The organism is Streptomyces sp. NBC_00285, assembly GCF_036174265.1.
In the GTDB taxonomy this organism is placed as follows: Bacteria; Actinomycetota; Actinomycetes; order Streptomycetales; family Streptomycetaceae; genus Streptomyces.
Window position 1 is genome coordinate 5676688 of record NZ_CP108055.1, and the last position, 24414, is coordinate 5701101.

Annotated in this window: 18 protein-coding genes; 13 read left to right on the forward strand and 5 right to left on the reverse strand. The window is 68.9% G+C overall.

Annotated features, from left to right (window positions below; all coding sequences use genetic code 11):
• Positions 1-3: 3 nt before the first annotated feature.
• The 4 genes from kdpA (at position 4) to OHT57_RS26160 (ending at position 5227) form a co-directional block, all read left to right on the forward strand.
• Positions 4-1668 (forward strand): potassium-transporting ATPase subunit KdpA, encoded by a 1665-nt coding sequence (gene kdpA, locus OHT57_RS26145; protein ID WP_328748934.1) that lies wholly within the window; start codon positions 4-6, stop codon positions 1666-1668.
• The gene (gene kdpB, locus OHT57_RS26150; RefSeq protein WP_328748935.1) at positions 1665-3776 is read left to right on the forward strand and encodes a potassium-transporting ATPase subunit KdpB; all 2112 of its coding nucleotides are present in this window, start codon (positions 1665-1667) and stop codon (positions 3774-3776) included. The genes kdpA and kdpB overlap by 4 nt, the downstream gene beginning before the upstream one ends.
• Positions 3777-3781: 5 nt before the next feature.
• On the forward strand, positions 3782-4450 hold the full coding sequence (locus OHT57_RS26155; protein ID WP_328748936.1) for a potassium-transporting ATPase subunit C: 669 nt from the start codon (positions 3782-3784) through the stop codon (positions 4448-4450).
• Positions 4451-4543: 93 nt separating this feature from the next.
• The gene (locus tag OHT57_RS26160) at positions 4544-5227 is read left to right on the forward strand and encodes a response regulator (RefSeq protein ID WP_328748937.1); all 684 of its coding nucleotides are present in this window, start codon (positions 4544-4546) and stop codon (positions 5225-5227) included.
• Between the two features lie 33 nt (positions 5228-5260).
• Here the strand turns inward: OHT57_RS26160 and OHT57_RS26165 are convergent, their stop codons facing one another.
• Positions 5261-6691, reverse strand: coding sequence for a glycoside hydrolase family 43 protein (locus OHT57_RS26165; protein ID WP_328748938.1), 1431 nt, complete (start codon positions 6689-6691; stop codon positions 5261-5263).
• A gap of 546 nt (positions 6692-7237) precedes the next feature.
• Positions 7238-8233 carry a helix-turn-helix domain-containing protein gene (locus OHT57_RS26170; RefSeq protein WP_328748940.1) on the reverse strand — a complete coding sequence of 332 codons (996 nt, stop codon included), beginning with the start codon at positions 8231-8233 and terminating at the stop codon, positions 7238-7240.
• Between the two features lie 161 nt (positions 8234-8394).
• Between OHT57_RS26170 and OHT57_RS26175 the strand changes: the two genes are divergently transcribed.
• The 3 genes from OHT57_RS26175 (at position 8395) to OHT57_RS47495 (ending at position 9641) form a co-directional block, all read left to right on the forward strand.
• Complete coding sequence (locus OHT57_RS26175; RefSeq protein WP_328748943.1) at positions 8395-8703, forward strand: hypothetical protein; 309 nt, start codon at positions 8395-8397, stop codon at positions 8701-8703.
• Between the two features lie 170 nt (positions 8704-8873).
• Positions 8874-9071 carry a hypothetical protein gene (locus tag OHT57_RS26180; RefSeq protein WP_328748944.1) on the forward strand — a complete coding sequence of 66 codons (198 nt, stop codon included), beginning with the start codon at positions 8874-8876 and terminating at the stop codon, positions 9069-9071.
• 93 nt (positions 9072-9164) lie between these two features.
• Complete coding sequence (locus tag OHT57_RS47495; protein WP_443053487.1) at positions 9165-9641, forward strand: transglycosylase SLT domain-containing protein; 477 nt, start codon at positions 9165-9167, stop codon at positions 9639-9641.
• Positions 9642-10078: 437 nt separating this feature from the next.
• Here OHT57_RS47495 and OHT57_RS26190 read toward each other — a convergent pair whose 3' ends face one another.
• On the reverse strand, positions 10079-11368 hold the full coding sequence (locus tag OHT57_RS26190) for a hypothetical protein (protein WP_328748945.1): 1290 nt from the start codon (positions 11366-11368) through the stop codon (positions 10079-10081).
• A gap of 489 nt (positions 11369-11857) precedes the next feature.
• Here OHT57_RS26190 and OHT57_RS26195 point away from each other — a divergent pair, with 489 nt between their 5' ends.
• The 4 genes from OHT57_RS26195 to OHT57_RS26210 all read left to right on the forward strand — a co-directional run bounded on the left by OHT57_RS26195 (position 11858) and on the right by OHT57_RS26210 (position 18556).
• Positions 11858-14164: a hypothetical protein gene (locus OHT57_RS26195; RefSeq protein WP_328748946.1), complete on the forward strand. Its 2307-nt coding sequence runs from the start codon at positions 11858-11860 to the stop codon at positions 14162-14164.
• A gap of 592 nt (positions 14165-14756) precedes the next feature.
• A complete protein-coding gene (locus OHT57_RS26200; protein WP_328748947.1) occupies positions 14757-14978 on the forward strand; it encodes a type II toxin-antitoxin system VapB family antitoxin in 222 nt (73 codons plus the stop codon).
• Positions 14975-15385: a PIN domain-containing protein gene (locus OHT57_RS26205; RefSeq protein WP_328748949.1), complete on the forward strand. Its 411-nt coding sequence runs from the start codon at positions 14975-14977 to the stop codon at positions 15383-15385. The genes OHT57_RS26200 and OHT57_RS26205 overlap by 4 nt, the downstream gene beginning before the upstream one ends.
• A gap of 1656 nt (positions 15386-17041) precedes the next feature.
• The gene (locus OHT57_RS26210; protein WP_328748950.1) at positions 17042-18556 is read left to right on the forward strand and encodes a helix-turn-helix domain-containing protein; all 1515 of its coding nucleotides are present in this window, start codon (positions 17042-17044) and stop codon (positions 18554-18556) included.
• Positions 18557-18624: 68 nt separating this feature from the next.
• Here OHT57_RS26210 and OHT57_RS26215 read toward each other — a convergent pair whose 3' ends face one another.
• Positions 18625-19158 carry a hypothetical protein gene (locus OHT57_RS26215; protein WP_328748951.1) on the reverse strand — a complete coding sequence of 178 codons (534 nt, stop codon included), beginning with the start codon at positions 19156-19158 and terminating at the stop codon, positions 18625-18627.
• A gap of 725 nt (positions 19159-19883) precedes the next feature.
• On the opposite strand from OHT57_RS26215, the gene OHT57_RS26220 reads away from it, so the two are divergent.
• Entirely contained in the window at positions 19884-20015 is a 132-nt protein-coding gene (locus OHT57_RS26220) for a ribonuclease domain-containing protein (protein WP_328748952.1), read from the forward strand.
• Positions 20016-20351: 336 nt separating this feature from the next.
• On the opposite strand, the gene OHT57_RS26225 is transcribed toward OHT57_RS26220, so the two are convergent.
• A complete protein-coding gene (locus OHT57_RS26225) occupies positions 20352-23036 on the reverse strand; it encodes an ATP-binding protein (RefSeq protein WP_328748953.1) in 2685 nt (894 codons plus the stop codon).
• Between the two features lie 919 nt (positions 23037-23955).
• Between OHT57_RS26225 and OHT57_RS26230 the strand changes: the two genes are divergently transcribed.
• Complete coding sequence (locus tag OHT57_RS26230) at positions 23956-24408, forward strand: hypothetical protein (protein ID WP_328748954.1); 453 nt, start codon at positions 23956-23958, stop codon at positions 24406-24408.
• The last annotated feature ends 6 nt before the right edge of the window (positions 24409-24414 follow it).

Sequence of the window (24414 nt, forward strand, 5' to 3'; positions counted from 1 at the left end):
CAGATGGGTCCCGTACTCGCCGGCGCTCTCCAGCTGCTCGCCCTCATGGGCGCGCTGGCACTCGCCTACATTCCCCTTGGCACCTATATGGCCAAGGTCTACTCCACCGACCGGCACTGGCGCGTCGAGAAGTGGATCTACAAGGGCATCGGGGCCGACCCCGACACCGAGATGCGCTGGCCCGCGTACCTGCGCGGGGTGCTCGCCTTCTCCACGGTCGGCGTGCTGTTCCTCTACCTGTTGCAGCGGCTCCAGGGTGTGCTGCCGGGCTCGCTGGGCTTCAAGGCCATCGACCCGGACCAGGCGTTCAACACCGCCGTGTCCTTCGTGACGAACACCAACTGGCAGTCGTACTACGGCGAACAGGCCATGGGCCATGTCGTGCAGACCGCCGGGCTGGCCGTCCAGAACTTCGTGTCGGCGGCCGTCGGTATCGCCGTAGCGGTGGCGCTGGTGCGCGGCTTCGCCCGCTCGCGGACCGGTGAACTCGGCAACTTCTGGGCCGACATGGTGCGCGGGGTGATCCGCATCCTGCTGCCGGGCGCGTTCATTGCGGCGATCGTGCTGGTGGCCTGCGGGGTCATCCAGAACTTCTCCGGCATCCACGAGGTCGGCCAGTTCATGGGCGGCTCGCAGCAGTGGAACGGCGGCGCGGTCGCCTCGCAGGAGGCGATCAAGGAGTTCGGCACCAACGGCGGCGGTTACTTCAACGCCAACTCGGCGCACCCCTTCGAGAACCCGACGCCGTTCACCGACCTCTTCGAGATCTTCCTGCTGCTGGTGATCCCGTTCGCGCTGACCCGCACCTTCGGCATCATGGTCGGCTCGGTCAGGCAGGGGTACGCGATCCTCGCCACCATGGCCTCGATCTGGGTCGGCTTCACCGCCCTGATGATGTGGACCGAATTCGCCCACCACGGACCGGCGTTGCAGATCGCCGGGGGCGCGATGGAGGGCAAGGAGACCCGCTTCGGGGTCGGCGCCTCGTCGATCTTCGCGGTGGCGACCACGCTCACCTCGACCGGCGCGGTGAACTCCTTCCACTCCTCCTTCACCGGGCTCGGCGGAGGCGTCACCATGCTCGGCATGATGCTGGGCGAGATCGCGCCCGGCGGCACCGGCTCCGGCCTCTACGGCATGCTGATCATGGCGGTCATCGCGGTGTTCATCGCCGGTCTGATGGTGGGCCGTACGCCCGAGTACCTGGGCAAGAAGATCGGCACCCGTGAGATCAAACTGGCCGCCTGCTACATCCTGATCACCCCGGCCCTGGTGCTCGTCTTCACCGCTGCGGCGATGGCCCTGCCGACGCCCGGCAACTCGATGACCAACTCCGGCGCGCACGGTTTCTCCGAGATCCTGTACGCCTACACGTCGGCCGCCAACAACAACGGCTCGGCCTTCGCGGGGCTGAACGCGGACACGCAGTGGTTCAACACCACGCTGGGCCTGGCCATGGTGCTGGGCCGCTTCCTGCCCATGGTGTTCGTGCTGGCGCTGGCCGGATCGCTCGCCGAGCAGCGGCCGGTGCCGGAGACCGCCGGCACCCTACGCACCGAAAAGCCGCTGTTCACCGGGCTGTTGGTGGGCGCGATCCTCATCATCACCGGTCTGACCTACTTCCCGGCCCTCGCGCTGGGACCGCTGGCCGAGGGGCTGGCGTCATGACCTCCGACCTACACGAGGGCTCGATGTCCACTTCCACCCTTGCGCCCCACCAGGACGCGCCGACGGGGCACAAGGCCCCCGAGGGCCGTGTCGGCGCGGGCCTCTTCGACCCCAAGCAGCTCCTCAAGTCGCTGCCGGACGCCTTCCGCAAGCTCGATCCGCGGGTGATGGTCAAGTCGCCCGTGATGTTCGTGGTGTGGATCGGGTCCGTGCTGACCACGGTGTTCTCCTTCAAGGACCCGGGCGACTGGTTCGGCTGGACCATCAGCGTCTGGCTGTGGCTGACCGTCGTCTTCGCCAACCTGGCGGAGGCGGTCGCCGAGGGGCGCGGGAAGGCGCAGGCCGACACGCTCCGCAAGGCCAAGACGGACACGGTGGCACGTCTGCTGGACGGCACCGAAGTCCCCGGAACCGGGCTGAAGATCGGTGACCTGGTCGTCTGCGAGGCCGGCGACATCATCCCCGGCGACGGTGACGTCGTCGAGGGCGTCGCCTCCGTCGACGAGTCGGCGATCACCGGGGAGTCGGCGCCGGTCATCCGGGAGTCGGGCGGCGACCGAAGCGCTGTCACCGGCGGTACGAAGGTCCTCTCCGACCGGATCGTCATCAAGATCACGACGAAGCCCGGCGAGACCTTCATCGACCGGATGATCAACCTGGTCGAGGGCGCGTCCCGGCAGAAGACGCCCAACGAGATCGCGCTGAACATCCTGCTGGCGTCCCTCACCATCGTCTTCCTGCTGGCGGTGGCGACCCTGCCGCCGTTCGCCGACTACGCGGGCACCCACCTGACGATGGTCGTGCTGGTCGCCCTGCTGGTCTGCCTCATCCCGACCACCATCGGCGCCCTGCTCTCCGCGATCGGCATCGCGGGCATGGACCGGCTGGTCCAGCGCAACGTACTGGCCATGTCCGGCAGGGCGGTCGAGGCCGCCGGTGACGTGTCCACCCTGCTCCTCGACAAGACCGGCACCATCACCCTCGGCAACCGCCAGGCCGCCGAGTTCGTGCCGGTGAGCGGGGTCACCGAGGCCGAACTCGCCGACGCCGCCCAGCTGTCGTCACTGGCCGACGAGACACCCGAGGGCCGCTCGATCGTCGTACTCGCCAAGGAGAAGTACGGACTGCGCGAGCGCCACCAGGGCGAGCTCGCGGGAGCCGAGTGGATCGAGTTCACCGCACAGACCCGTATGTCGGGTGTGGACGTCGACGGGCGCAAGGTCCGCAAGGGCGCGGCCGGTTCGGTCGTCAGGTGGGTCGAGGAACGCGGCGGCACGGTCTCCGCCGACGCGGAAGCGGCCACCGACCGGATCTCCGAGGCGGGCGGCACCCCGCTGCTGGTCGCGGTCGAGGACACCGCGGGCGCCCGTGTGCTGGGCGTCATCCACCTGAAGGACGTCGTCAAGGAGGGCATGCGGGAGCGGTTCGACGAGCTGCGCCGCATGGGCATCAGGACGATCATGATCACCGGTGACAACCCGCTGACCGCCAAGGCCATCGCCGAGGAGGCCGGCGTCGACGACTTCCTCGCGGAGGCCACTCCCGAGGACAAGATGGCGCTCATCAAGCGGGAGCAGGCCGGCGGCAAGCTCGTCGCGATGACCGGGGACGGCACCAACGACGCACCCGCGCTGGCCCAGGCCGACGTCGGCGTGGCCATGAACACCGGTACGTCGGCCGCCAAGGAGGCCGGCAACATGGTCGACCTCGACTCCAACCCGACCAAGCTCATCGAGATCGTCGAGATCGGCAAGCAACTCCTCATCACCCGGGGCGCGTTGACCACGTTCTCCATCGCCAACGACGTCGCGAAGTACTTCGCGATCATCCCGGCGCTGTTCGCGGCCGTCTACCCGGGCCTGGACAAGCTCAACATCATGGGCCTGTCCTCGCCGGACTCCGCGATCCTGTCGGCCGTCATCTTCAACGCGCTGATCATCATCGCGCTGGTGCCGCTGTCCCTGAAGGGCGTGCAGTACCGGCCGGTCAGCGCGGACAGGATGCTCCGCCGCAACCTCACCGTCTACGGCATCGGCGGCCTGATCGCACCCTTCGTCGGCATCAAGATCATCGACCTGCTCATCTCCCTCATCCCCGGGATCGGTTGACCGCCATGAACAACTCCGTCATGAACACCGTCCGGTTGCTCGGGGCGGGCCTGCGCGCCCTCCTCGTGCTGACCCTGGTGACCGGGGTGATCTACCCGCTCGTCGTCACCGGCGTCGCCCAGGGGCTGTTCAGCGACAAGGCGGACGGCTCCGAGATCAGGGCGAACGGCAAGGTCGTCGGCTCCTCACTCATCGGCCAGGCGTACAACCTGCCGCTGAAGAAGGGCCAGGAGACGCCGGCACCCGACCTGAAGTGGTTCCAGGGCCGCCCGCAGAACGGTCTCGGCTCCAACAGCGTCAACACCCGGTACAAGCTGATCCTGTCCGGCGCGACCAACCGGTCCGCCGACAACAAGGACCTCATCGCCTGGGTGACCGCCGCCAAGGCCGCCGTGGTCAAGGACAACTCGACCGCCGGCCACCCGGTCAGGCCCTCCCAGGTGCCCGCCGACGCGGTGACGTCCTCCGGTTCCGGCCTGGACCCGGACATCTCCCCGGCCTACGCGGACCTCCAGGTCCACCGGGTCGCCGAGAGGAACGGCCTGACCGTCGCCCAGGTGCAGAACCTGGTCGACGAGCACACCGACGGCCGCACCCTCGGCTTCATCGGGGAGCCCCGGGTGAACGTGCTCGAACTCGACATCGCGCTCCGGGCACTCGTGGCGAAGAGCTGATGGCGTTACCCGACCCGCGCGGGAGCCGGCGGCCGGTGACAGTACCGGTGCCGTCGGCTCCCGCCGCCGCGCACGACAGGAAGGCGCACGTCCATGACACGGGTGCTGGTGGTGGAGGACGACCCGCAGCTCGTACGGGCCCTCATCATCAATCTCCGGGCACGCCGGTACGGGGTCGACGCGGCCCCCGACGGCGCCACCGCGCTGCGGCTCGCGGCCGCCCGGCAACCCGACGTCGTGATGCTCGACCTGGGTCTGCCCGACATGGACGGTGTGGAGGTCATCAAGGGCCTGCGAGGCTGGACCAGGGTGCCGATCCTGGTGCTGTCCGCCCGCCAGGGCTCCGAGGAGAAGGTCGCCGCGCTGGACGCCGGCGCCGACGACTACGTCACCAAGCCGTTCAGCATGGACGAACTCCTCGCCCGGCTGCGGGCCGCGGTCCGCCGTACCGAGGACGTGCCGCTCGGCGCCGGGACGACGCTCGTCGAGACGGCGGACTTCGTCATCGACCTGCTCGCCAAGAGGGCCGTACGGGGCGGCCGCGACGTACGCCTCACCCCGACCGAATGGCACCTGCTGGAGATCCTGGTCACCAGCCCGGGACGCCTGATCACACAGAAACACCTGCTCCAGGAGGTCTGGGGCGTCTCCCAGAGCAACAAGACCAACTACCTGCGCGTCTACATGGCCCAACTGCGCCGCAAGCTGGAAGCGGACCCCGCCCACCCCCGCTACCTGATCACCGAGCCGGGCATGGGCTACCGCTTCGAAGGGTGAACTCGCCGGGGCCTCTCCGACAGCCCGGTCGGGTCAGCTCGTCAGACGGAAGGTGGCGTCGCTGCGTCCCGTCGCGGTGGTGATCGTCTCGAGCTTGAGCTGGAAGGCGTAGTGGCGGATGTAGCGGTCGGGGTGGTTGTACGACTGGTACGAGGACCAGGTGGCGTCGGCGAGTCCGGCGACCTGCCGGAAGGTGGCGTCCTCGGCGAACCGGGTGGTGCCGTCGTTGCGCACGAGCTGGAAGTCGGCTCCGTCGCTGCGCAGGTAGTGGCCGGGGAAGTTGACCGACTCGAAGGAGACGGTGCCGGAGCCGGCCAGGCCGGGGCGCGGCCGGAACCTGGCGTCGTCGTCGGTGACGTTCTGGTCGATGCGGACGTCGAAGTCGGTGTGCCGCACGTAGCGGTCCTGGAAGTTGAAGGACTGCAGCCGCTTGGCCGGGACGTTGGCCCAGCGGGCCTGGATCCGGGCGTCCTCTGCGGCCGTCAGGTTCAGGATCGAGCCGTGGCGCTTCTTGGTGCCGCCCATGGAGTAGGTGCCCGACGTCGGGAGGTGGTAGGTGCCGACGGCGGACGGGTTGGTCGTCGCGACCGGCATGTATCCCTTTCCGGCCGCGTACTGGTCGAGGTAGAGCGTCCACTCGTTGCGGTCGCGGAACTTCATCCACATCGGGCCCTCGACCTGGGAGCCGGTCAGACCGATGCCGGAGAGGTTGCCGATGGTGGTCCAGGTGCCGAGGATCGAGTTGCTGCCTTCGAGGGTGATCTGGCCGTCGCCGGAGGCGCGTACGTAGCGGTAGGCACCGGTGCCGGAGGGGACCTCGACGATCTGGGTGTCGATGATGCCCTGTGTGCCGGGGCGGTCGATGTAGACCTGCGGGGTCGTGATGGTGTGGAAGTCGGAGGTGCGGGCGTAGTAGATGCGGTGCTTCAGTACGCCGTTGAGGGTGGCGTTGGTCGCCCAGTACATGACGTAGTCGTTGGTGGCCGGGTCCCAGATCGCCTCCGGGGCCCAGGCGTTGCGCCCGTCGGGGATGGCGCCGGCGACATTGAGCAGCCACGGCTGGGACCACGTGACCAGGTCCGTCGACTCCCACACCACGAGGTTGCGGCTGCCGTTGGACATGGAGTCCGGCCACGACTGCCCGCAGCCTATGCACAGGTCGGTCGCGATGATCCAGTACCTGCTCCCGTCGGGAGAGCGGACCAGGGCGGGGTCACGCACCCCACGCGTGCCCACGGTCGAACGCAGTGTCATCCCACCGCCGTTGAGGTCGGACCAGTTCAGGCCGTCCGCGCTGTACGAGAAGTACATCTGCTGACCGGTCGACCCCTCCCCGATGAAGTGCGTCATCAGGTACCCCGGGTCAGCGGCGGCAGCCCGCTGGGGTGTGGTCACGACTTGGGCGGCGAAGAGCAGACAGGCGGCGACGAATATCGCTGCCAGCCGGGAGAGAACTGCAGGCATATGCGTTCCTGTTCTGAGTGCAGTGCAGAGCAGAGCAGCGATGGGACGCAGGTGAGGTGGCGGGTGGGGCCCGGCGTCCGTGCCGGTGGGGAGGTACCGGCTCCGGGGGTGTGGAACGTCGTGTGGAGCTGCGTGGTCAGGGGCCGAGGGGTCGCGGATTTCGCGTGGGCGCGGCAGGGGCCGGAACCCCGCGACGGCGGGCCGGGTGACGAGACAGCGGAGAGGGCCGACAGGGCTGTCACAGAAGTGCGACGGCGACGGGCGTTCAGCGCGGGCCACCCCTTCTACCAGCCATGGTTCGAAAAATCGAACGCCGTTCGCAGGTTCGTGCAGAAGATAAATGTCGGCTGAGGGTTCGTCAATGGAACTGGCTGGTTCGGTCCCGAACCCACCAACCTGACCACTCTCCGCGGTGGAATCCCCCGCGCTCCACCCCCTTGAACCGCGCACACCTCACGGAGGACCACCGGCCATGCCAGGTCCTCACCGGCCGGCCGGCGTGCTCCTCTCAGGTGTCGCCGAAGGAGTCCGTCCGGGAACCCGGTGTCAAGGCCGGGTCGGGAGCCAGCCCTGCTGAACGGCGCGTACGCCGGCCTCGAAGCGGCTGCGTGCGCCGAGGCGGTCCATCAGTTCGGAGGCGATCCGCCGGGCCGTGCGATGCGACACCCCGAGCCGCTTGGCGATCGCCTCGTCGGTGTGCCCCTCGGCCAGTAGGCGCAGGGCGGTCGCCTGCTGGCCGGTGAGCCCGTTCGGATCGGTGGGGACGACCTGCCCGAGCGGCTGGGCGGCCTCCCAGGTGGCCTCGAAGAGCGCGCACAGCGCGGTGAGTGTGCCCTGCCCGGTCAGGAGGACCGCGCCGGCGGCGGTGTCGTCGCTGTTGACCGAGATCATGGCGATCCGCCGGTCCATGAGGATCATCCGTGTCGGCAGCGACGGCACCGTGCGGACCTGGCCACCCAGCCGGGCCAGCCAGTCGGCGTGTTCCACGGTGGGCCGGCTGGTGCGGACGCTGTCGAGGTAGATCGTGCGCATGCGTACCCCGCGGGCGAGCAGATCCTGGTTGAGCGGCCGTGAAGCGGCCATGTTCTCGGCGGTCTGCGGCCCGCCCGGGGCGAAGGCCAGGAATTCCTCGCTCACCTCACGGGTGAGCACGGCCAGCCGGTCGCGTATGTGGTCGAGGCCGACCAGTTGCTCCACGTCGGGATGGCTGGTGGCCGGACGGAGCTCTGCGTACTCGGAGATGAGCTGGGCCGCGGCGGCCCGCGAGGCTTCCAGGCGCTGTTGGTGGGCCGCCAGTTGTGCCTGCTGCCGGGCCATCAGGATCTCCATCCCGATGTCCGGGGAGACGGCCCGGAGCCGACCCGCGTCTCCGGCGGCGGGGCGCACCAGAGCCAGCTCACTCAGTGTGTCGAGCGCCTCTCGCACCTGTTCCTCTGGCACCCCTACGGAATCGGCGAGGGCCGCGACACCGGCGGCCGGCTGTCTGAGCATGGCGCGGTACACCGTCTCGCCGACGGAGTCGAGTCCGAGTGTGGTCAGCATGCGGTCCCCCAGTATTCCTGAACGGAACATCCCCTTGTTCGAACGAGATCTTCGCAGAGGGGTGCGGGATCGTCACCAGGGAAGGACGGAACGGGCCCCGGCCGCAACCGGCCTGCCGCGGCACTGTCAGGCCGACAGCAACCGCTGAGACTCTGGAGCCCATGTACCTCGTCCACGCGCACCTGGCTCTGCCTCCGGGTGAACAACTGCCCCCGGACATCGCGGCTTTGGTGCGCTCCGCGATCAGTGCCGGCGACCGTGTCGAGCACGTCGCCGTACACATCCGTCCCGGGTCCGGACTCACGCTCGGCTTCTACGTGCTGGCCGGTGGGCTCGAGGAGGCGGAGGAGCGGGCGGTTCGGGTCTGCGACCGACTCCTGCGAGAGGTACCGCAGTTGGCGACGGCCCGGCTGACCGGGGCCGGGGTGCCGCTGATGCCGCTGGCCTTCGCGCCGCAGCCGGTCGACTGAAGCGGCCCGTGTGGACACATGAGTCCAAGGCCCTTTCCGTCCATCCCTGAACTCTGTTCACAGGCCTGAGCTGCGACGAAGCTATCGATCACCGGCCGGCCGAAGCGTCACCGCGGGACGCGAGGCAGACCGGACACCGCAGTTCACCTCCGGAAGGAATGGAAACAGCCATGCTTCGCACCCGCATCGCCAAGGCCGCCGCGGTCGCCTCCTTCGTCATCGTGGCGGCACTCACCGGCCCGGCCATCGCGTTCCCGTCCGAGGCTGACGCGGCTGCGACCTCCTCCGTTCTCGCGGACGCCGGCTGGCAGGTCGCCCCGGCTGACGCCGGCTGGCAGGTCACTCCGGCGGATGCCGGCTGGCAGTAGTCCGCTCGCGACCGCCCCTCACCCCAAACGGTCCTTCGTGCACCAACGCCCGCCCGTAGGTGCCTCTACTACGGCCGCCTGTCCACCGGTGCCTTGTACTGGTACAAGGACGCCAACCCGACCGACGGCTCCGGTTCCGACATCTCGTACCACCTCGACGACCCGGTCAACACCCGGGGCTGGAGGCAGAAGCTGCTGTCCGCCCAGCCGGGCACCTACACCTGCACCACCCCCACGGACACGGTCGACCGCGACAACATCACCGAGGTCAAGGCCGCCGGCCGGCAGCTGATGAACAACAAGGACGCCTCCTGGGCCACCTCCGCGCAATGGGCCTGCCTGGAGACGCTCTGGGACCACGAGAGCAACTGGCGCTGGAACGCGACGAACCCGTCGTCCGGTGCCTACGGCGTTCCGCAGGCGCTGCCCGCCACCAAGATGGACGTCGCGGGCGACGACTGGAAGCAGAACCCCCTCACCCAGATCAAGTGGGGTCTGAGCTACATCGACGGCCGCTACGGCTCCCCGTGCAACGCCTGGAACTTCTGGCAGGCGAACAACTGGTACTGATACCGGCGGACGCGAAATGGGCGGTGCCCCCTCGAACCGAGGGGGCACCGCCCATTTCGCGTAGGTGCAGGCGTAGGCGGACGGGAATTCGGTCCGCCTGGACCTGGACGCAGTCGGTCCTCGGCGAGCCCTTGGACTCGACCGCACTGCTCACGGTGGTCCGGACGGTGCCGTCGCACGTCCGGGTGCCGTCGTCGGGTGTGCCGGCCGCCGCCCCGTACTCGCGGTCCGTGACGTGCGCGGTGGTGCCGAAGCCGCCCTGGCCCTCTCCGTGTACGTCACACCAGCACGACCTGGGCGTCCTCGTCGGCGGTGCGCACGCGCACGTCTGGCAGCCGACGCCGGTCCTGGACGGGCGGACCGCGAGCACGGTAGGGGAAACGCGAGAGGGCCCCGCCGGGATCGGCGGGGCCTTCGAGGCAGGTGGTGGGGGCGCGTCAGGCGATCTTGTCGTAGCGCAGGGCGATGTAGGACGAGGCCGGGTGGCTGTCGATGGTGCCGCTGTAGACGTTCGCGGTCGAGTAGTTCATGTCCGAGGACGGGCTGCCCTCGGAGTAGTAGTAGAAGGAGCCGGCGTCCTGGTCCTTCCAGCCCGCGAAGAGGACCACGTGCCCCTCGCTGCTGGAGTTCAGCGCGTCACCGGGCCGGAGGTCGGCCTTGGAGATCTGCGTGCCCGCGCTGGGGAGGGACTGGGTCGTCAGCGAGGTGGTGAGGTGCCAGGCCATGGAGACGAAGCCGGAGCAGTCGGTGCGGTAGGAGTGGTCGCCGTCGACGTCGCTCGCGTAGGCGCTCTGGCTGTACTGGACGTTGCGGCTGTACCAGTTCTTGGCTCGGTCGATGACCTCGTTGCGGTAGATCGTGCCGCCCTGGACGGACTTCGGCGGGGCCGGCGCCACGTAGGCGCAGTTGTCCGCGTAGGCCGACAGCAGGCTCTGGGTCCAGCCGGACGCGTCCACCGGGTCGCTGGGGTGGTACGCGATGTCGCTGCCGTCGCCGTCGGTCGGGTCCGAGTCGTGGTACCAGTACATGCCGCCGTTGGTACGGCCGTAGTAGAGGCCGCCGCCCGGCGAGGAGAGCGAGTCCACCCCCGACCAGCCGCTCGACTTCAGGACCGAGCGGTCCCAGTCGTTCACACCGTTGATCTTGTAGCTGAGCAGGCGGCCGTCCGAGGTCGTGGCGATGATGCGGTCGTCGCCCGCGGCGGCCAGCGTCTTGAGGACGAAGCCGGTGTCGATCACGACGTGCTGGCCTATGTGGGCCGGCCCTGTGGGCTTGTCCTGCGACACCAGGTACTGGTGGAGCTGCCCGTCGACCGTGCCGTAGAGGTGGCCGGCGCCGTCGTAGACCATCTTGTCGAAGGTCCAGCCGCCGTCCCAGATCTTGGCGACGCCGGCCACCGTGAGGGAGGTGTTGTTGGTCTGGACGTCGACGCGGTAGAGGTCACCGGCAGTCGAAGTGACCAGCACAGTGTTGAAGTTGAGGGTCGCCATCGCCTTGGGCGTGAAGCCGAGGTTCGGGCCGATGAGCGTCTTGACGCGGTCCCCGGTGTTCGGCTCGACCTGCGTGTACGTCAGCTTGCCGTCCGAAAGCGTGCCGTAGATCGACACGTTGCCGGTGCACGAGGCGACGGCCTGCGCGGCTCCACTGGAGACAGTGACCAGCCCGAGGGACATCGCGCCGACGGCGAGCGCGGCGGATGTACGGCGGATGGTGTTGCTCAGCTTCATGAGTCTCTCCTGCGGCATGGAAGTCGAGCGGGCGAAGGCACATCCCTGGCCCAGACAGCTGCCCTGCAGGTGCAGCTGTGAAGGATGTCGGGGGTGTGACGCCCGGTGGCAGTGACTACTTTCGCCGCAGGTCACGGGGGTTGGAAGAGAGATCGCCTGGACGCAAGCGTCCCTGGCCCGTAGCGTCCTGACGGGGCGTCGGCGCGCCGGAACCGGGCCGGTGAGGCGGTCGGTCGACGCCTTTCCTGGCCTTTCCTGGCCTTTCCTGGCCTCTCCTGGCGATCACCAAGGGATGGTCGCCGGTTACTCCAGGGCCTGGGCGGCGGCCCTCCCGCGCGTACGTGCGTGTGGGAGCGGCGTCCGCCCAGGGCCGACGCCGCTCCCACCCGCACGGCGCTTCATTTGGCCCCGGGGAACCCACCGGGCGACGCCCGACCTTCCCGTGCTACGTTGCGCCCCTTGATCGTGAAGGTTATGTGGGGGCCTTTCATGAAGCTGGCGCGTTTCTCGCCGCCAACCGCCGCAGCGCTGTTCCTGGGACTGACGATTGCCATCGGTCCAGGCGCGGTCGACTCGTACGCGGCGTCGGATGTGCCACTGCCGATCGCGCACTTCGCGCACATGGTGGTGGATGCTCCGCACGGACACCTGTTCATCAGCGGCGGCTCCGGCACCGACGGCATTCTCGTCACCGACCTCGACGGCGGGAACCCGACGATGATCAGTGGCGAGCCGGGGGTCACCGGTCTTGCCCTCTCCGACGACGGATCCGCTCTGTACGCGGCTCTGCCGGATCAGGACACGATCGCGGCGATCAGCACGGACAACCTGACGGAGGCTGCTCGTTACGGCACGGGCGCGGCCACCCGTCCGGACTCGCTGGCCGTCGCCGGGGGCACTCTCTGGTTCGGGTACGGCACGGCGGGCGTCGGCGGCATCGGATCCGTCGACGGGGCCGGCACGGTCACTCTGCGGCAGGGTGCTGGCAGTTGGGCAGCACCGCCCATGCTGGCGACGACCCCGACGCCCTCCGGTGTACTCGCGGCCGCCGCGCAGACGGGCGAAACCTCCGCCTTCGTCACGTACCAGGCCGAGGGCGGTGCGCTGACCCGGCAAGCCGCGAAGGCGCTGCCCTTCCCCGATCTCAGCGACCTCGCGGTCACCGCGGACGGGCAGCATCTGGCGGTTTCGTCAGAGCAGCACCCGAACGCGAGCACCCAACGGTTCCGAACCTCTGATCTCACAGCGGACGGGCAGTTCGCCGACTGGATGCACGCCACCGTCGCCGTGGCCCCGGACGGGACCATGGCCGGCGGCGACCGCGGCCTGTACACGTTTCCGGAAACGGGCAAGGGCGACTACACCGAGTACAGCTACGCCGATCCGCTGCGCCTGGCCGCACACGGCCTTGCCTGGGCACCGGACGAGAGCCGGGTCTACGGCGTTGCCGTGGACGCCTCCGGGGGATCACCGACGCTCCACATCACTCGCACCCCGGAAACCGCGTGGGTCCGTCTCCTCGGAAGCTCGACCACCACTGCGCCGGCACCCGGCGAGGCCTATTCTTTCCGGGCGGGCTTCGATTCTCCCCTCAGCCTCAGTGCCGGAGAAACGATGATTCCGGGCACGGTACGGATCACCCGCTACGACGACGCCGATCCGGACGGCGTGCTCATCCCGGACCCGACAACCACCCCGGCACGCGCGCCGGTCGACTTCTTCGGCTCCTACTACGTCGCCGGCACCGCTCCCCTCACCGGCCCGCTGAGCTTCCGCGTCGACTACTCCGGAGGCGACCACTACGCCCCGGCAAGCCAGACCTTCGACATCCCCGTCGCGAAGTACGCGCCCACGATGGCGCTGACTGCTCCCTCCGTCGGCGGCCGTGCCACACCGATGACCGTCACCGGGCAACTCACCTGGCCGCATGCGCACGTGGCGACCGGCGCGGTCCACGTCGTCAAGACCGACCTGGCACACCCCGTCGGCTACTCGGTGGGCACCGTGCCCGTCGCCGCCGACGGCAGCTTCACCTTCCACGACACCCCGCAGACCGGCGGCGCGAACACATACGCCTTCACCTACGACGGCGGCACGTCCTACCTCCCGGTCACGGCGTCGGCGAAGGTACAGGTGTCCCGAGCCACTCCGAGCCTGAGGGTGGCGACCGACGCGAAGTCGTACCACTCCGGCGCGACGGTCAAGGTCACCGCGCATCTGGGGACGACGTACAACTCACGCCTCGTGACGCTGTACGACCAGCCTGCGGGCAAGTCGCGGACACAGCTCAGGACCGGCAAGGTCGACGCGCACGGGAACCTGGTCGCGCACTTCAAGATCACCCGCAACACCGTCCTCAGCGCGGCCTTCGCCGGTGACTACCGCTACGAGCCCCGCACGGTGACCACCAGTGCGATCCTCACGCCGACGACCCGGACACAGATGCAGTGGCCGACGGGGACCACCCGCATCGGAGCCACCACCTACCAGGTCTTCTACAAGTCCGAAGTCAACATGGGGTTCAACGTCCAGGTCACCCCCCATCAGTCCGGCGGCTGCACGTCGGTGTACGTCGAGCACTACTACTCGGGAGCCTGGCACCAGGTGACTTCGCAGAGTTGCGTGCCCTTGTATGCCGACGGCTGGTACGGCTACGGCCGGGCTCTGAAGCTGTTCGTGAGCAAGGACCACTACCGCATCCGGGCTCACTACACGCCGCCGGCCAGGGGCGCACAAACCGGTAGCGCATGGAGCCAGTGGACCTACCTGACGGTCCGCCCCGGGAGCCCCTCGTGAGACCCAACCGCTCGGGGCCGTCCAGCACCCGCAGCTGAGCCGAAGCGAATCCGCACGGGTTGCTGGTGTTGCCGGACTGTTGGGGCGCGGTCGTTGTTGCAGTGCTTCGCACACTCGGCGCGGCAGTTGGATGCGCCGCGGCCGGGTCGTTGTGCCGGAGATCAGGGAGTACCCCTGGGCGCCGCTCAGGCAATGCGTTGGAGCGGCATTCGTCGAGGCGGTGCCGCCGTCGTGCTGGACAGGGCAGCCTGAGAGCTCAGACGACCTGCCGGTGCCAACGGCTGGAGGGAAACTGCAGGTCGGCGAGGACTGTGACAAGTGGGGTGGCGGAGGAACAACGGTCACCAGACACTCGTGCCCTCAGCGTGCCCGAACGTCGGTCGCCTTGCGTGCCGGAAAACGCGACAGAGACCTCTGACCTGCAACAGCCCCAGGCCAAAGACCTGGGGCTTCAAGAAGAGCGGGTGACGAGAATCGAACTCGCACTCGCAGCTTGGGAAGGGATGGGCGCGGACCGTGGCCGCGCGAATGTTGGTGGCGTATTCTTCTTTGTACATAACCAACATCACCCACTTCGTGCAGGAGGTGCCGCGTGTCCGTGACCCAGATCGACATCGACGACGACGCGCTGGAACGTGCCATGGCTTTGTCCAAGGTCAGGACCAAGAAGGAGGCAGTCAACCTCGCCCTGCACTTCTATGCCGAACAGCAGGAGCGTGCGGCGCGCATCAGCCGCCACTTTGAGCGTGCGCGTGAATGGGGTGCCGTCGAGGACGCGGAGCGTCTGCACCGGGCGGAGAAGAACAGCTCGTGATCTACCTGCTCGACACCTCCGGCCTGGTGCGGCTGCTCCGCGATCCGAAACTGCAGTCGGCCTGGTACGACGCGATCGACGCCGGGGTCATCGCATCCTGCTATGTGCAGCGCGCCGAGTTCCTCCACAGCGCCCGGAACGGACGCGAGTACGACGAGATCACGGAGATGTTCACCGACCTCTACCCCGATGCGGCCGTACCGAAGAACGCGGGGCGCTGGATCGGCGCGGTGCAGCACCGTATGGCCCGGGCCGGAGGGCATCGCAGTGCCTCGGCGGTGGACCTCGTCATCGCCGCGACCGCAGCCCATCACGGACTGGCTGTCCTGCACGGCGATGCCGACTACCGCGCCATTGCCCGGCACGCATCCGACCTGACCGAGCACAACATCCACGACATCGCCTGAGAGGTTTCCACCGTGCCTGCGTCAGGCGAGGATGGCGGACCATGTCGTCATGCCGGAGAACACGGAGCATCGCCCGGGTGCCGCCCGATCCGTCGCTTTCCGCTATGGCGTGCTCGGCGAAGTCCTGCCTGCTGGGCAGGAGTTCGGCAATCGGTAGGGCTGCGGCGTCCGTAAACGCCATCCGTCTCTCCGAGGGGACGGACAAGCTGAGGGCTCACTGACGTGGCCGATGGGGCGGGCACAGCGAAATCGCAGGTCCATGGCACCTTTCGGGGTCCGAAACGGTGAGCCTGCCATGGCCACCGAGAACTCGTGCCCTCCACGTGCCCGATCTTCGTGCGTCTTCAGACAGGTCTCCGCCGGAAAGTCCCCGCCAACAGACAAGCCCCAGGTCGCTGACCTGGGGCTCAAGAAGAGCGGGTGACGAGAATCGAACTCGCACTCTCAGCTTGGGAAGCTGAGGTGTTTTGGGCCTGCTGGGCGCCTGACCTGCGGACGACTGTGCGGGACTGCTTCAACGTCGGCGTTCACTACCCGCCATTCCCGGCGGCTCCCCGCTCCACCTGGCACGGATCTGGCACGGCTCTGAGTGGCGAGGCAGCCGACCCTTGTCGCACCCCGGGTCGCGGCCTTTACCGTGCGGACGACCTCACCGCTCAACAGGTTATGCCTTCTGATCCGTAGCTCTGGAGAGATCGGTCAGTGGCGGTCATACAGGCCACTCTTGGTCTTCATCCTGACACCGCAGGTCACGGGGCTGGTGTGTGCCTGTGGTGTTTGTGCGACGTGTTCACCGACCGCGAGCGGCACAGACCGTGGGTTCGCCGGTGGCCACTTGGGCGGACTTTCTCACAGTCGGGTGTCATTTCCGTCTGTCGGACAGCTGTGATCCGGCTGTGAGGCCATTGCCATGGACGACCGGTTTCTTGGTGGCACCGGGGCGAATGGCCCCGGGAACCGGAATGAGCCAACGAGCAGGGTTTCCCGGCCGTCTGCGGTCGGTGAACAAACGCTGCTCCGAGGAACAACCCGCGACCACGTCGTCCGGCGTCGAGTACGCCGCCGGGACACAAGGTCTGGAACCCGTCTCACAACAACAGGAGTGAACTGTGTCTCCTTTCTCCGAGAAGTCCGCCAACGGCAAGCGTGCTGTCCTGAGCCAGGGCGGTTGCAAGTTCCGGGATTGGGTGGATCGTCCGCGTTGAGCGGGAGTTGACGCAGCAACAGCACAGGCACGAGACCGGTGATCATCAGGGTGTCTACGCCAGCTGATCACATCGAGGTCCCGTGCCTGCCGCTCCATCCTCCCTGCCGCCCTGGCGAAACTGGGCCCCCTTCACCATCACCACAGCTGGTGGCCGCCGAACGGCGTTGAGCAGCCGATCGAGTTCGTGGCGGCGTCCGACGAACGCGAAACCCCGTCCGAAGCCCGCAGCACCACACTGGTCAGCCGTCCCGGCCATCCCGTCACTGTCCTCCACGGACACTGCTGCCGTGCGCCAATACCCATCCTGGCGGCGTACATACCCACTCTAAGCGGCCCCCATTGTTCCGTCCGGCCGGTACCGGCAGCGTCGGACATGCGCCCCCGGGCAACGTGCGTCCCGGCCGAGGCGCATCCCCGTGCAGGGCGCGTGCCCAGGCAGAGAAGGAAAGATGGGTCGTCCCGAGAAACCGCTGGATCCCGGCGAAGGTCCCGTTCAGCGCTTCGCGAGCGAACTGCGTGCGCTGCGGAGCGACGCCGGCAGCCCCACCTACCGTTCGATGGCGTGCCGTGCCCACTACTCCCCCACCGCGCTGGCCCAGGCCGCCGCGGGCGACCGGCTGCCGTCCCTGGCCGTGGTCGTGGCCTTCGCCCGGGCCTGTGGCGGGAATCCGGACGAATGGCAGCAACGGTGGTCGCGGGCCGCCGAGGAGTCGGCCGCGTTCCGGGACGACGACGTCGCCCTGTCGCCCTACCGGGGGCTGGAGCGGTTCGAGAGTGAGCAGCGGCACCTGTTCTTCGGGCGCGACCGTGTGGTGGACAGCCTGCTCGACCTCATACGCACGAAGCGGTTCGCCGCGCTGTCCGGACCGTCGGGCAGCGGGAAGTCCTCGCTGCTGCGCGCCGGCCTGCTGCCGGTCCTGCGAGATGCCGCGCGGTGCGCCGGACACCCGGTCACCGTCCACCTGATCACGCCGGGACCGCGGCCGGCGACCACGTACGAGCAGCTGCTGTCGCCCGGCGCCGACGACCCGGAACGCTGGATCGTCGTCGACGAGTCCCACGAGCTGGGCACGCCGGTGCCGGACCTGGACGAGCGGCTGCGGTTCGTCGAGCTGCTGGTGGCCGCGCGGCGACCGGAATCGCGGCTGAGGGTGGTCCTCAACCTCAGGCCGGACTTCCTGTGGTGGTGCCCGCGTCGGACACCCTGGCTCGACGCACTGACCGACTGCACCGTGCGGATGCCGGGGATGACGTCGGCGGAGCTGCGCGAGGCGATCGTCCGCCCGGCGGCGGCTGCCGGGCTCGCCGTGGAACGTGATCTCACGGCCCGGCTGATCGACGACTTCCTCGGGCAGCCCACCATGCTGCCCATGCTCTCGGACGCGTTGCTGCGCGTCTGGTGCCGCCGACGCGGCCGGGTGCTCACCCTGACCGACTACGAGGAGACGGGCGGGGTGCAAGGCTCCCTCGCCACCACCGCGGAGGAAATGTTCGACCGGCTGTGCGCCCGGCAGCGGCTCACCGCGCGCAGGGTGCTGCGCCGTTTTGTCGCCCCCGACGAGAACCGCTCCTACGTGCGCCGGCCGGTGCGGCCGTCCGAGCTGCGCGCGTTCGAGGACCGGGAGACGCGGCCGGTGCTGAACACGCTGGTCGGCGCCCGGCTCGTCACACTCGGCGAGAACTCCGCGGAGCTCACCCACGACGCCGTGATCAGCGAGTCTCCCAGGCTGCGTCGGTGGCTGGAGGAGGACCGCGAGCGCCTGCTGCACCACCGGTATCTGACCGAGGCGGCGGGAGCCTGGCAGGAGCTCGGTCACGACGAGTGCGACCTCTATCGCGGCAAGCGCCTCGCCATCGCGGAAAGCCTTTTCCTCAGCTGTCAGGAACCCGACGAGCTGACCGGTCTGGAACGCGAGTTCCTCACCGCTTCCCGCCACGCTCAGGGGCACCGCCACGCCGCGTGACCACAACGCGTAGACGCAGCTGAAGGGGGTGTGACCGCCGTGCGGCGGTCACACCCCCTTCAGATGTGCTAGCTCCGTCCCGCGTAGTGGAACGTCGAGTAGTGGTCGTTGGTCCAGAACAGGTCGCCGGTACCGATCGCCCTGACGATCCGGTTGGCGTCACGCCGGGGAACCACGTCGTCCCGCTGACGGTCGTAGATGGTCGTGTTGTACTCCTGGAAGGTCCCCGTGTACCCATGGCTGGAGCTGGGGGCGTCCGGGCCGTTCATGAAGTTGATGAGGCCCTGGTCGCGGTCGTAGAACCGGCCGCCGGTGAAGACGAAGTCGGAGTGGGTAACCCCGTTGCTGTCAGTCCAGTGGGCCGCCTCGATCCACTCCCGGTCACCGAGGTTGCGCCAGTTCGGCCATCCCATATTCTCCCAGAAGTCGATGCCCAATTCCATGTTGCTCGGCGGATTCTGGGTGTGCTGGGCACTACCCCCGACCGGCGCCGGCTGCGCGGAGGCGACACCGGGGGCGGCGACACCTATTCCCAGGGCGAGCGTGGAGGCGACGAAGCCCACGGCGAACGCACGCCTGCTCTTGACAACGAGGTTCTTCATGCTGATCGGATTCTCTTTCACTTGCCGTTCCGCCGTGTTCGGCGGCTTACGGCAAATCCTCACATCCGAGCAATTGTCCAGCTATCCCCTGCCGATTGGTGTGGACAACCTCCTGCCCGACACTGCGAGACAGTCGACACACGCACGGCACGAAAGACCCCTGCGGAAGTAGTACCGCCCCCCATCGCCGTCTTCCTCGGCCCCGCAATGGGGTTCCCGGCCTCCGGGCCCGGCATGACTGCTCCCCCCTGTCGATCATGATCTGGGGGTGGTGTCACCGGTGCCGGGCGCTGGCAGACCGCTGACTAGGGGCATGACCACCGGTTCTTCTGGGACTTGGGAGGCTCTTCGTAATGTGGATGCCGGCAGCTGGTGCCGCAGGTGAGGCCGGGACGGGTACGACCGGAGAGTGCACGTGATCGACATCAGCGAAATCGGCGCTTTCCTCGGCCTGGACGCCGGCAAAGGCGAACACCACGCCACCGCCCTGACCCCGGTCAGGGCGGCTTCAAGTTCCCGGTAGAAGCGGGCTGTCGGTGATGCCCCAGATCCAGATGGCGTGTTCGGGTGCGTCCCGGATCGCTCGGGTGGTCTTGGCGATGTTGTCCGCTCCCAGCGCCGCAGTCTGCCGATGGCCAGGTTCCGCAGAGCGGCCATCGCCCGCGGCGCGCTGCCGGTGTGGACGGTGGAGGCGTCCTCGGCGAACACCACATCACAACACGACCGTGTACCACCAGCAGGTGAACTCCGCCATCCCCAGGCGCGACGCCAACCGGATCGTCCGGAACATCCGGACCGGCGACGTGTTCTGGACGGACGACCACTACGGCAGCTTCCACTACATGGGCCGTCACTGACGCCAACGGACGGGAGGGCCGAGCCCTGCTCGGCCCTCCCCTCGTTGTCGATCGGGCTGCGAGCCCTTTGCAGGGCCGGCTCACCCAGGGATTCCGGGTGCGGCCTTTCCGGTTCGTGGCCGGGCAGCATCTCCGCGGTGGGTCGTGCGGCATGTCCGCGATACGCGGCAGTTCCTGGGCGAGGGTCCGGCGCAGGACGCCGGCCGACGGATACCGGCCGGGTCTGGGCAGAGAGCGCTGCCGGGCGAAGGCATCGTGCCCGTCCCGGCGCCTTCGAGGCCGCTCACCACCTGGGCGGCGCATGGCGGCAGCCGGGCGGTGACGGCCGTCCACGGCTCAGGTGCGTAGCTTGTAGCCGAAGCCGCGGACCGTCTCGATCCGCTCTCGGCCGATCTTGGCGCGCAGCCGCATCACCTGGACGTCCACCACGTGGGTGTCGCCGACCCAGGCGTGGTCCCAGACCCGCTCCAGCAGGATCTCCCGGGTGAGCACCGTGCCGGGAGAGGCGGCGAACTCGCGCCACAGCTTCAGCTCGGTCGTGGTCAGGTGGAGGCGTTCCCCACTCCGGTACACCTCCAGCGACGCGGTGCAGTAGACCACGTCGCCGAATCGGAACATGCCGGGCCGCTGGTCGTCGGCGGCCCGCACCTGGTGGCCGGGCTCCGCAGGGACGGGCGGGGTGCTCTCCTCGGGCTCGGTGCCACCGTCGGATTCGGCGGTCAGGGCGAAGTCGACGGCCCGGCCGGGGGTGTCGTGCGCCCTGCCTTCGGCGAAGGCCTTCGTGTATGCCGCCTCGCCCAGCGCGTCGATGACGGCCCGTTCGCACCGCGCGTGCTGCTCGGCCATCTGCGGCCCGAACGCGGAGAGCGAGCTGCCCGCGTCGCGCCACAGGACGTCCGCCGTACCAAGCAGCCGGGCGGCCCGCTCGTGGGTGCCGCCTTCGGCGGTGGCCCAGGCGAGCAGCCCCAGCATCGTGGCGACCATCGCGTGGTCGTCGAAACCCCGCATGCTCTCCAGCGCAGCCCTGACCAGGGTCTTGGTCCTCTCTCGGTCACCGCGGGCCCAGGCGTCGTGGCCCAGGGCCATCAGAGTCAGGGCCCGGCCCCACCGCTCGCCGCTCGCCTCGGAGGCGGCGACGACGCGTTCGCCGGTCTCCGTCGCCCGGGGATCGCCGGCGTACGTCTGGCCGCTGACCAGCGCGAGCCGCCAGGTGGTCGCCTCGTGCTCGTCACCCAGCGCCGTCGCGGCGGACAAGGCATTCTCGTACCGGCGGATGGCCTCCTCGAACTGCCCCCGGTAGTGCGCCGAGACGCCGCGCAGTCCGCTCGCCCTGTTCCGCACCCAAGCGTCACCCAACGACTCGCCCAGCGCGTCGGCCTCGTCCAGCCAGCCGTCGGCCGTCGCCAGGTCGCCTTGCGTCTGCGCCACCCAGGCGGCGGCGAGGAGCGCGCGGGCACGCTCGGGGCTGGGCTCGCGCGAGGCGGCGAACGCCCGCTCGAACTGGCGGCGCCCCTCGCTGAGGAAGCCGCCGGTGGACCAGTGCCAGCACAGCGAGGCGGCCAGGGCGAACCGGGCCCGCGGATCGCCGTCGTAGTCCAGGGCGGCCAGCAGATTGGCGTGCTCGGCGCGCAGTCGGGCCAGCTTCTCGGACTGGCCGGGCCCGTACCAGCTCTGGTCCACGCGTTGAGCGAGGGCGAGGAAGAAGTCGCGGTGGCGGCGGCGCAGTTCGTCCTGCTCGCCGGACTCCCTGAGCCGCTCCCGGCCGTACTCCCGGATGGTGGACAGCAGCCGGTAGCGCGGCAGACCGTCGACTGCGCAGGTCAGGACGACGGACTGGGCGACCAGCCGGTCGAGGAGGTCCAGCACCTCGGCCTCGTTGATGCCGTCGCCGGAGCAGACGCTTTCGGCGGCCTCCAGGCTGAAGCCGCCTGCGAAGACCGTCAGGCGGTCCCACAGCAGCCGCTCGGCCGGGGTGCACAGCTCGTGGCTCCAGTCGATCACCCCGCGCAGGGTGCGGTGGTGGACCGGGGCCGTCCGGCTGGCGCCGGTGAGCAGCGCGAAGCGGTTCTCCAGCCGTTCTGTGAGCTGCCCGACGGACAGCGTGCGCAGCCGGGACGCGGCCAGCTCGATCGCCAGTGGCAGCCCGTCCAGGTCCGCGCACAGGCGGGAGAGCCCCGGCCGGTCGGCCTCATCGACCCGGAAGTCCGGCCGGACGGCGGTGGCACGGTCCAGCAGGAGCTCCACCGCCTCGGCCTCCGGAAGCGGCGCGACGGCGAACATCTGCTCGCCCCGGACGTCCAGGATGTGACGGCTGGTGGCGAGGATGCTCAGTCCGGGAGCGGCTGCCAGGAGCGTGGTGGCCAGTTCGGCGCAGGCGTCGATCAGGTGCTCACAGTTGTCGAGCACCAGCAGGGCTCGCCGTCCGGCCAGGTAGCCGGTGAGACGGTCCAGGTCGGGCACCCGCAGCGCGCCGGCCGCCCTGGCTATCACCGCTGAGGGGCCGCTCACCGGGGCGAGGTCCACCAGCCAGACCCCGTCCGGGAACGACTCCCGGGCCGCGGCGGACACCTCCAGTGCCAGCCGTGTCTTGCCCACACCGCCCATGCCGGTGAGCGTCACCAACCGCCGTGTCCGGAGCAGGCGGCGGATCTCGGCGATCTCTTGCCGCCTGCCCACGAAAGTGGTCAAGGGGGAGGGCAGATTCCCGTGCTCGGTGGCGGTCATCCGGTTCTCTTTCTTGAGCGCGGGTCGGCACCGGTCCACACCGGGCTGTCCGGGCAGTACGGGAAGAGGTGGCTCAGGTGGGCGCGCCTCGCCTTGCGCCCGGGTCGGCCCGTCGGGCTGTCCCTCGGCCGCCGCCACCGGTACCTCCATTGATCCGGCCGGGGGCACCTTGTGCTGACAGGAGACACTGAGCACCGAGCAGATCTGCCCGGCCCGCATGATGCGCACGACGTGCCCGTCGCAGTTCTGGCACGCGGGGCGGCTCAGCAGCGGCAGTACGACTCGCCCGTGCGCCACGTTGAGCACGAAATCGTGGCCGGCGACGCTGTCGACCTCGGTGTGGTCATCTCGAAGGCCGGCTCCCAGCCGTGCCCGCAACGCGTGCAGACGAAGGAGTACGACTCGTTGACGACGGCGCTCGCGCCGCAAAAGCGAACCTATCCTACGATTTCACTCATGTCGCTCCTGTGGTCCGCTGGTGGGCCGGTGGAGTCCCGCCACTCAGTGGACGTCTCCTCCGGGGCAAATGCACTCGATCTGCGCATTATTGAAGCCGATTTTTGCGTTTCTTGCCCCACGGCCCGGGAAACTTTGCCCATGCGTGGGGTGCACGCTCAGACAACATGCGACCTGCTCAGACGGGGTGTGAGCCGCTTCGCAACATCCCGGCGGCAGCGGTCACGGGCCCCGGCGTTCTTGGCCGCCACCACCGCAAAGCACCGCTGCTGACCGTAGTTGTCCGCCCTCACGGGCACGCTGTGGGCACGGCCTTCGGGGCGGAGCAGGAGAAGCCGCGGGCGGGCCGGAAGAGCCGTCGCTGTTTCCGGGCATCGTGATGGTCGGAACACGTCATCGCGCATGCGACCTTTTGCGCCGGTCGGGCGACTTCCGCGGCTACCAGCCGGTTGTCCGACCGTCGAATGGGAGCGCTTCGGACCGGTGTTCGCAGCGCGGGCGTTCCCGCCGAGGCGGGAGGGGGCGAGCGACGGCAGCGGGAGCTGTGCTCCGGCGTCGTGCGCTGCGCAGGTGGACGGCTCGCGGGACCGGTCCCGGATGCTCGTCCTAGCATCGGACATCAGCTGCGGGCAGCACCCACGACCGGCCTCCATCGGAGTCAAGTGCCTCGCGTGCAACCAACGATTCAGGTCCGGTACGCGCAAGCCCGCCCGGTCTTCATTACCGATGCGGTGTGTGCTGGAGACACCGGTGAAGGGGGATGACCGTGGGGCAGGTACGCGAGGGTGCACGGTTGGCGGCTTGGGCCGTCAGCGGGGTCATCGGCCTGGCGGTGTTGTACGTGATCGGGGTGTTCGCCTTCGGCGGCGCGGAGTGGATCACCGCCCACTTCCGCGGTGAGGCGGACAAGCGCCAGAACACCGTCGGCTCGGGCGAGTTCCGTCAGGCCACGTACGAGGAGTTCTTCGATCTGTGCGAGGCCGTGCAGAACGCCGAAGGGACGATCCAAGCGCTCCAGGAGGAGCGGGTGGCCGCTTCGGACACCCGCACGACGCAGATCGATCAGTCGATCACCGCTCTGAAGGCCATGCGGATCGAGTCGGTCAACGCCTACAACTCGAAGGCCGCCCAGGAGCACCGCGCACCCTTCCGCGACAAGGACCTGCCGTACCGGCTGGATGCCACCGCCGAGCGCACCACGTGCACCAACTGATCCCAT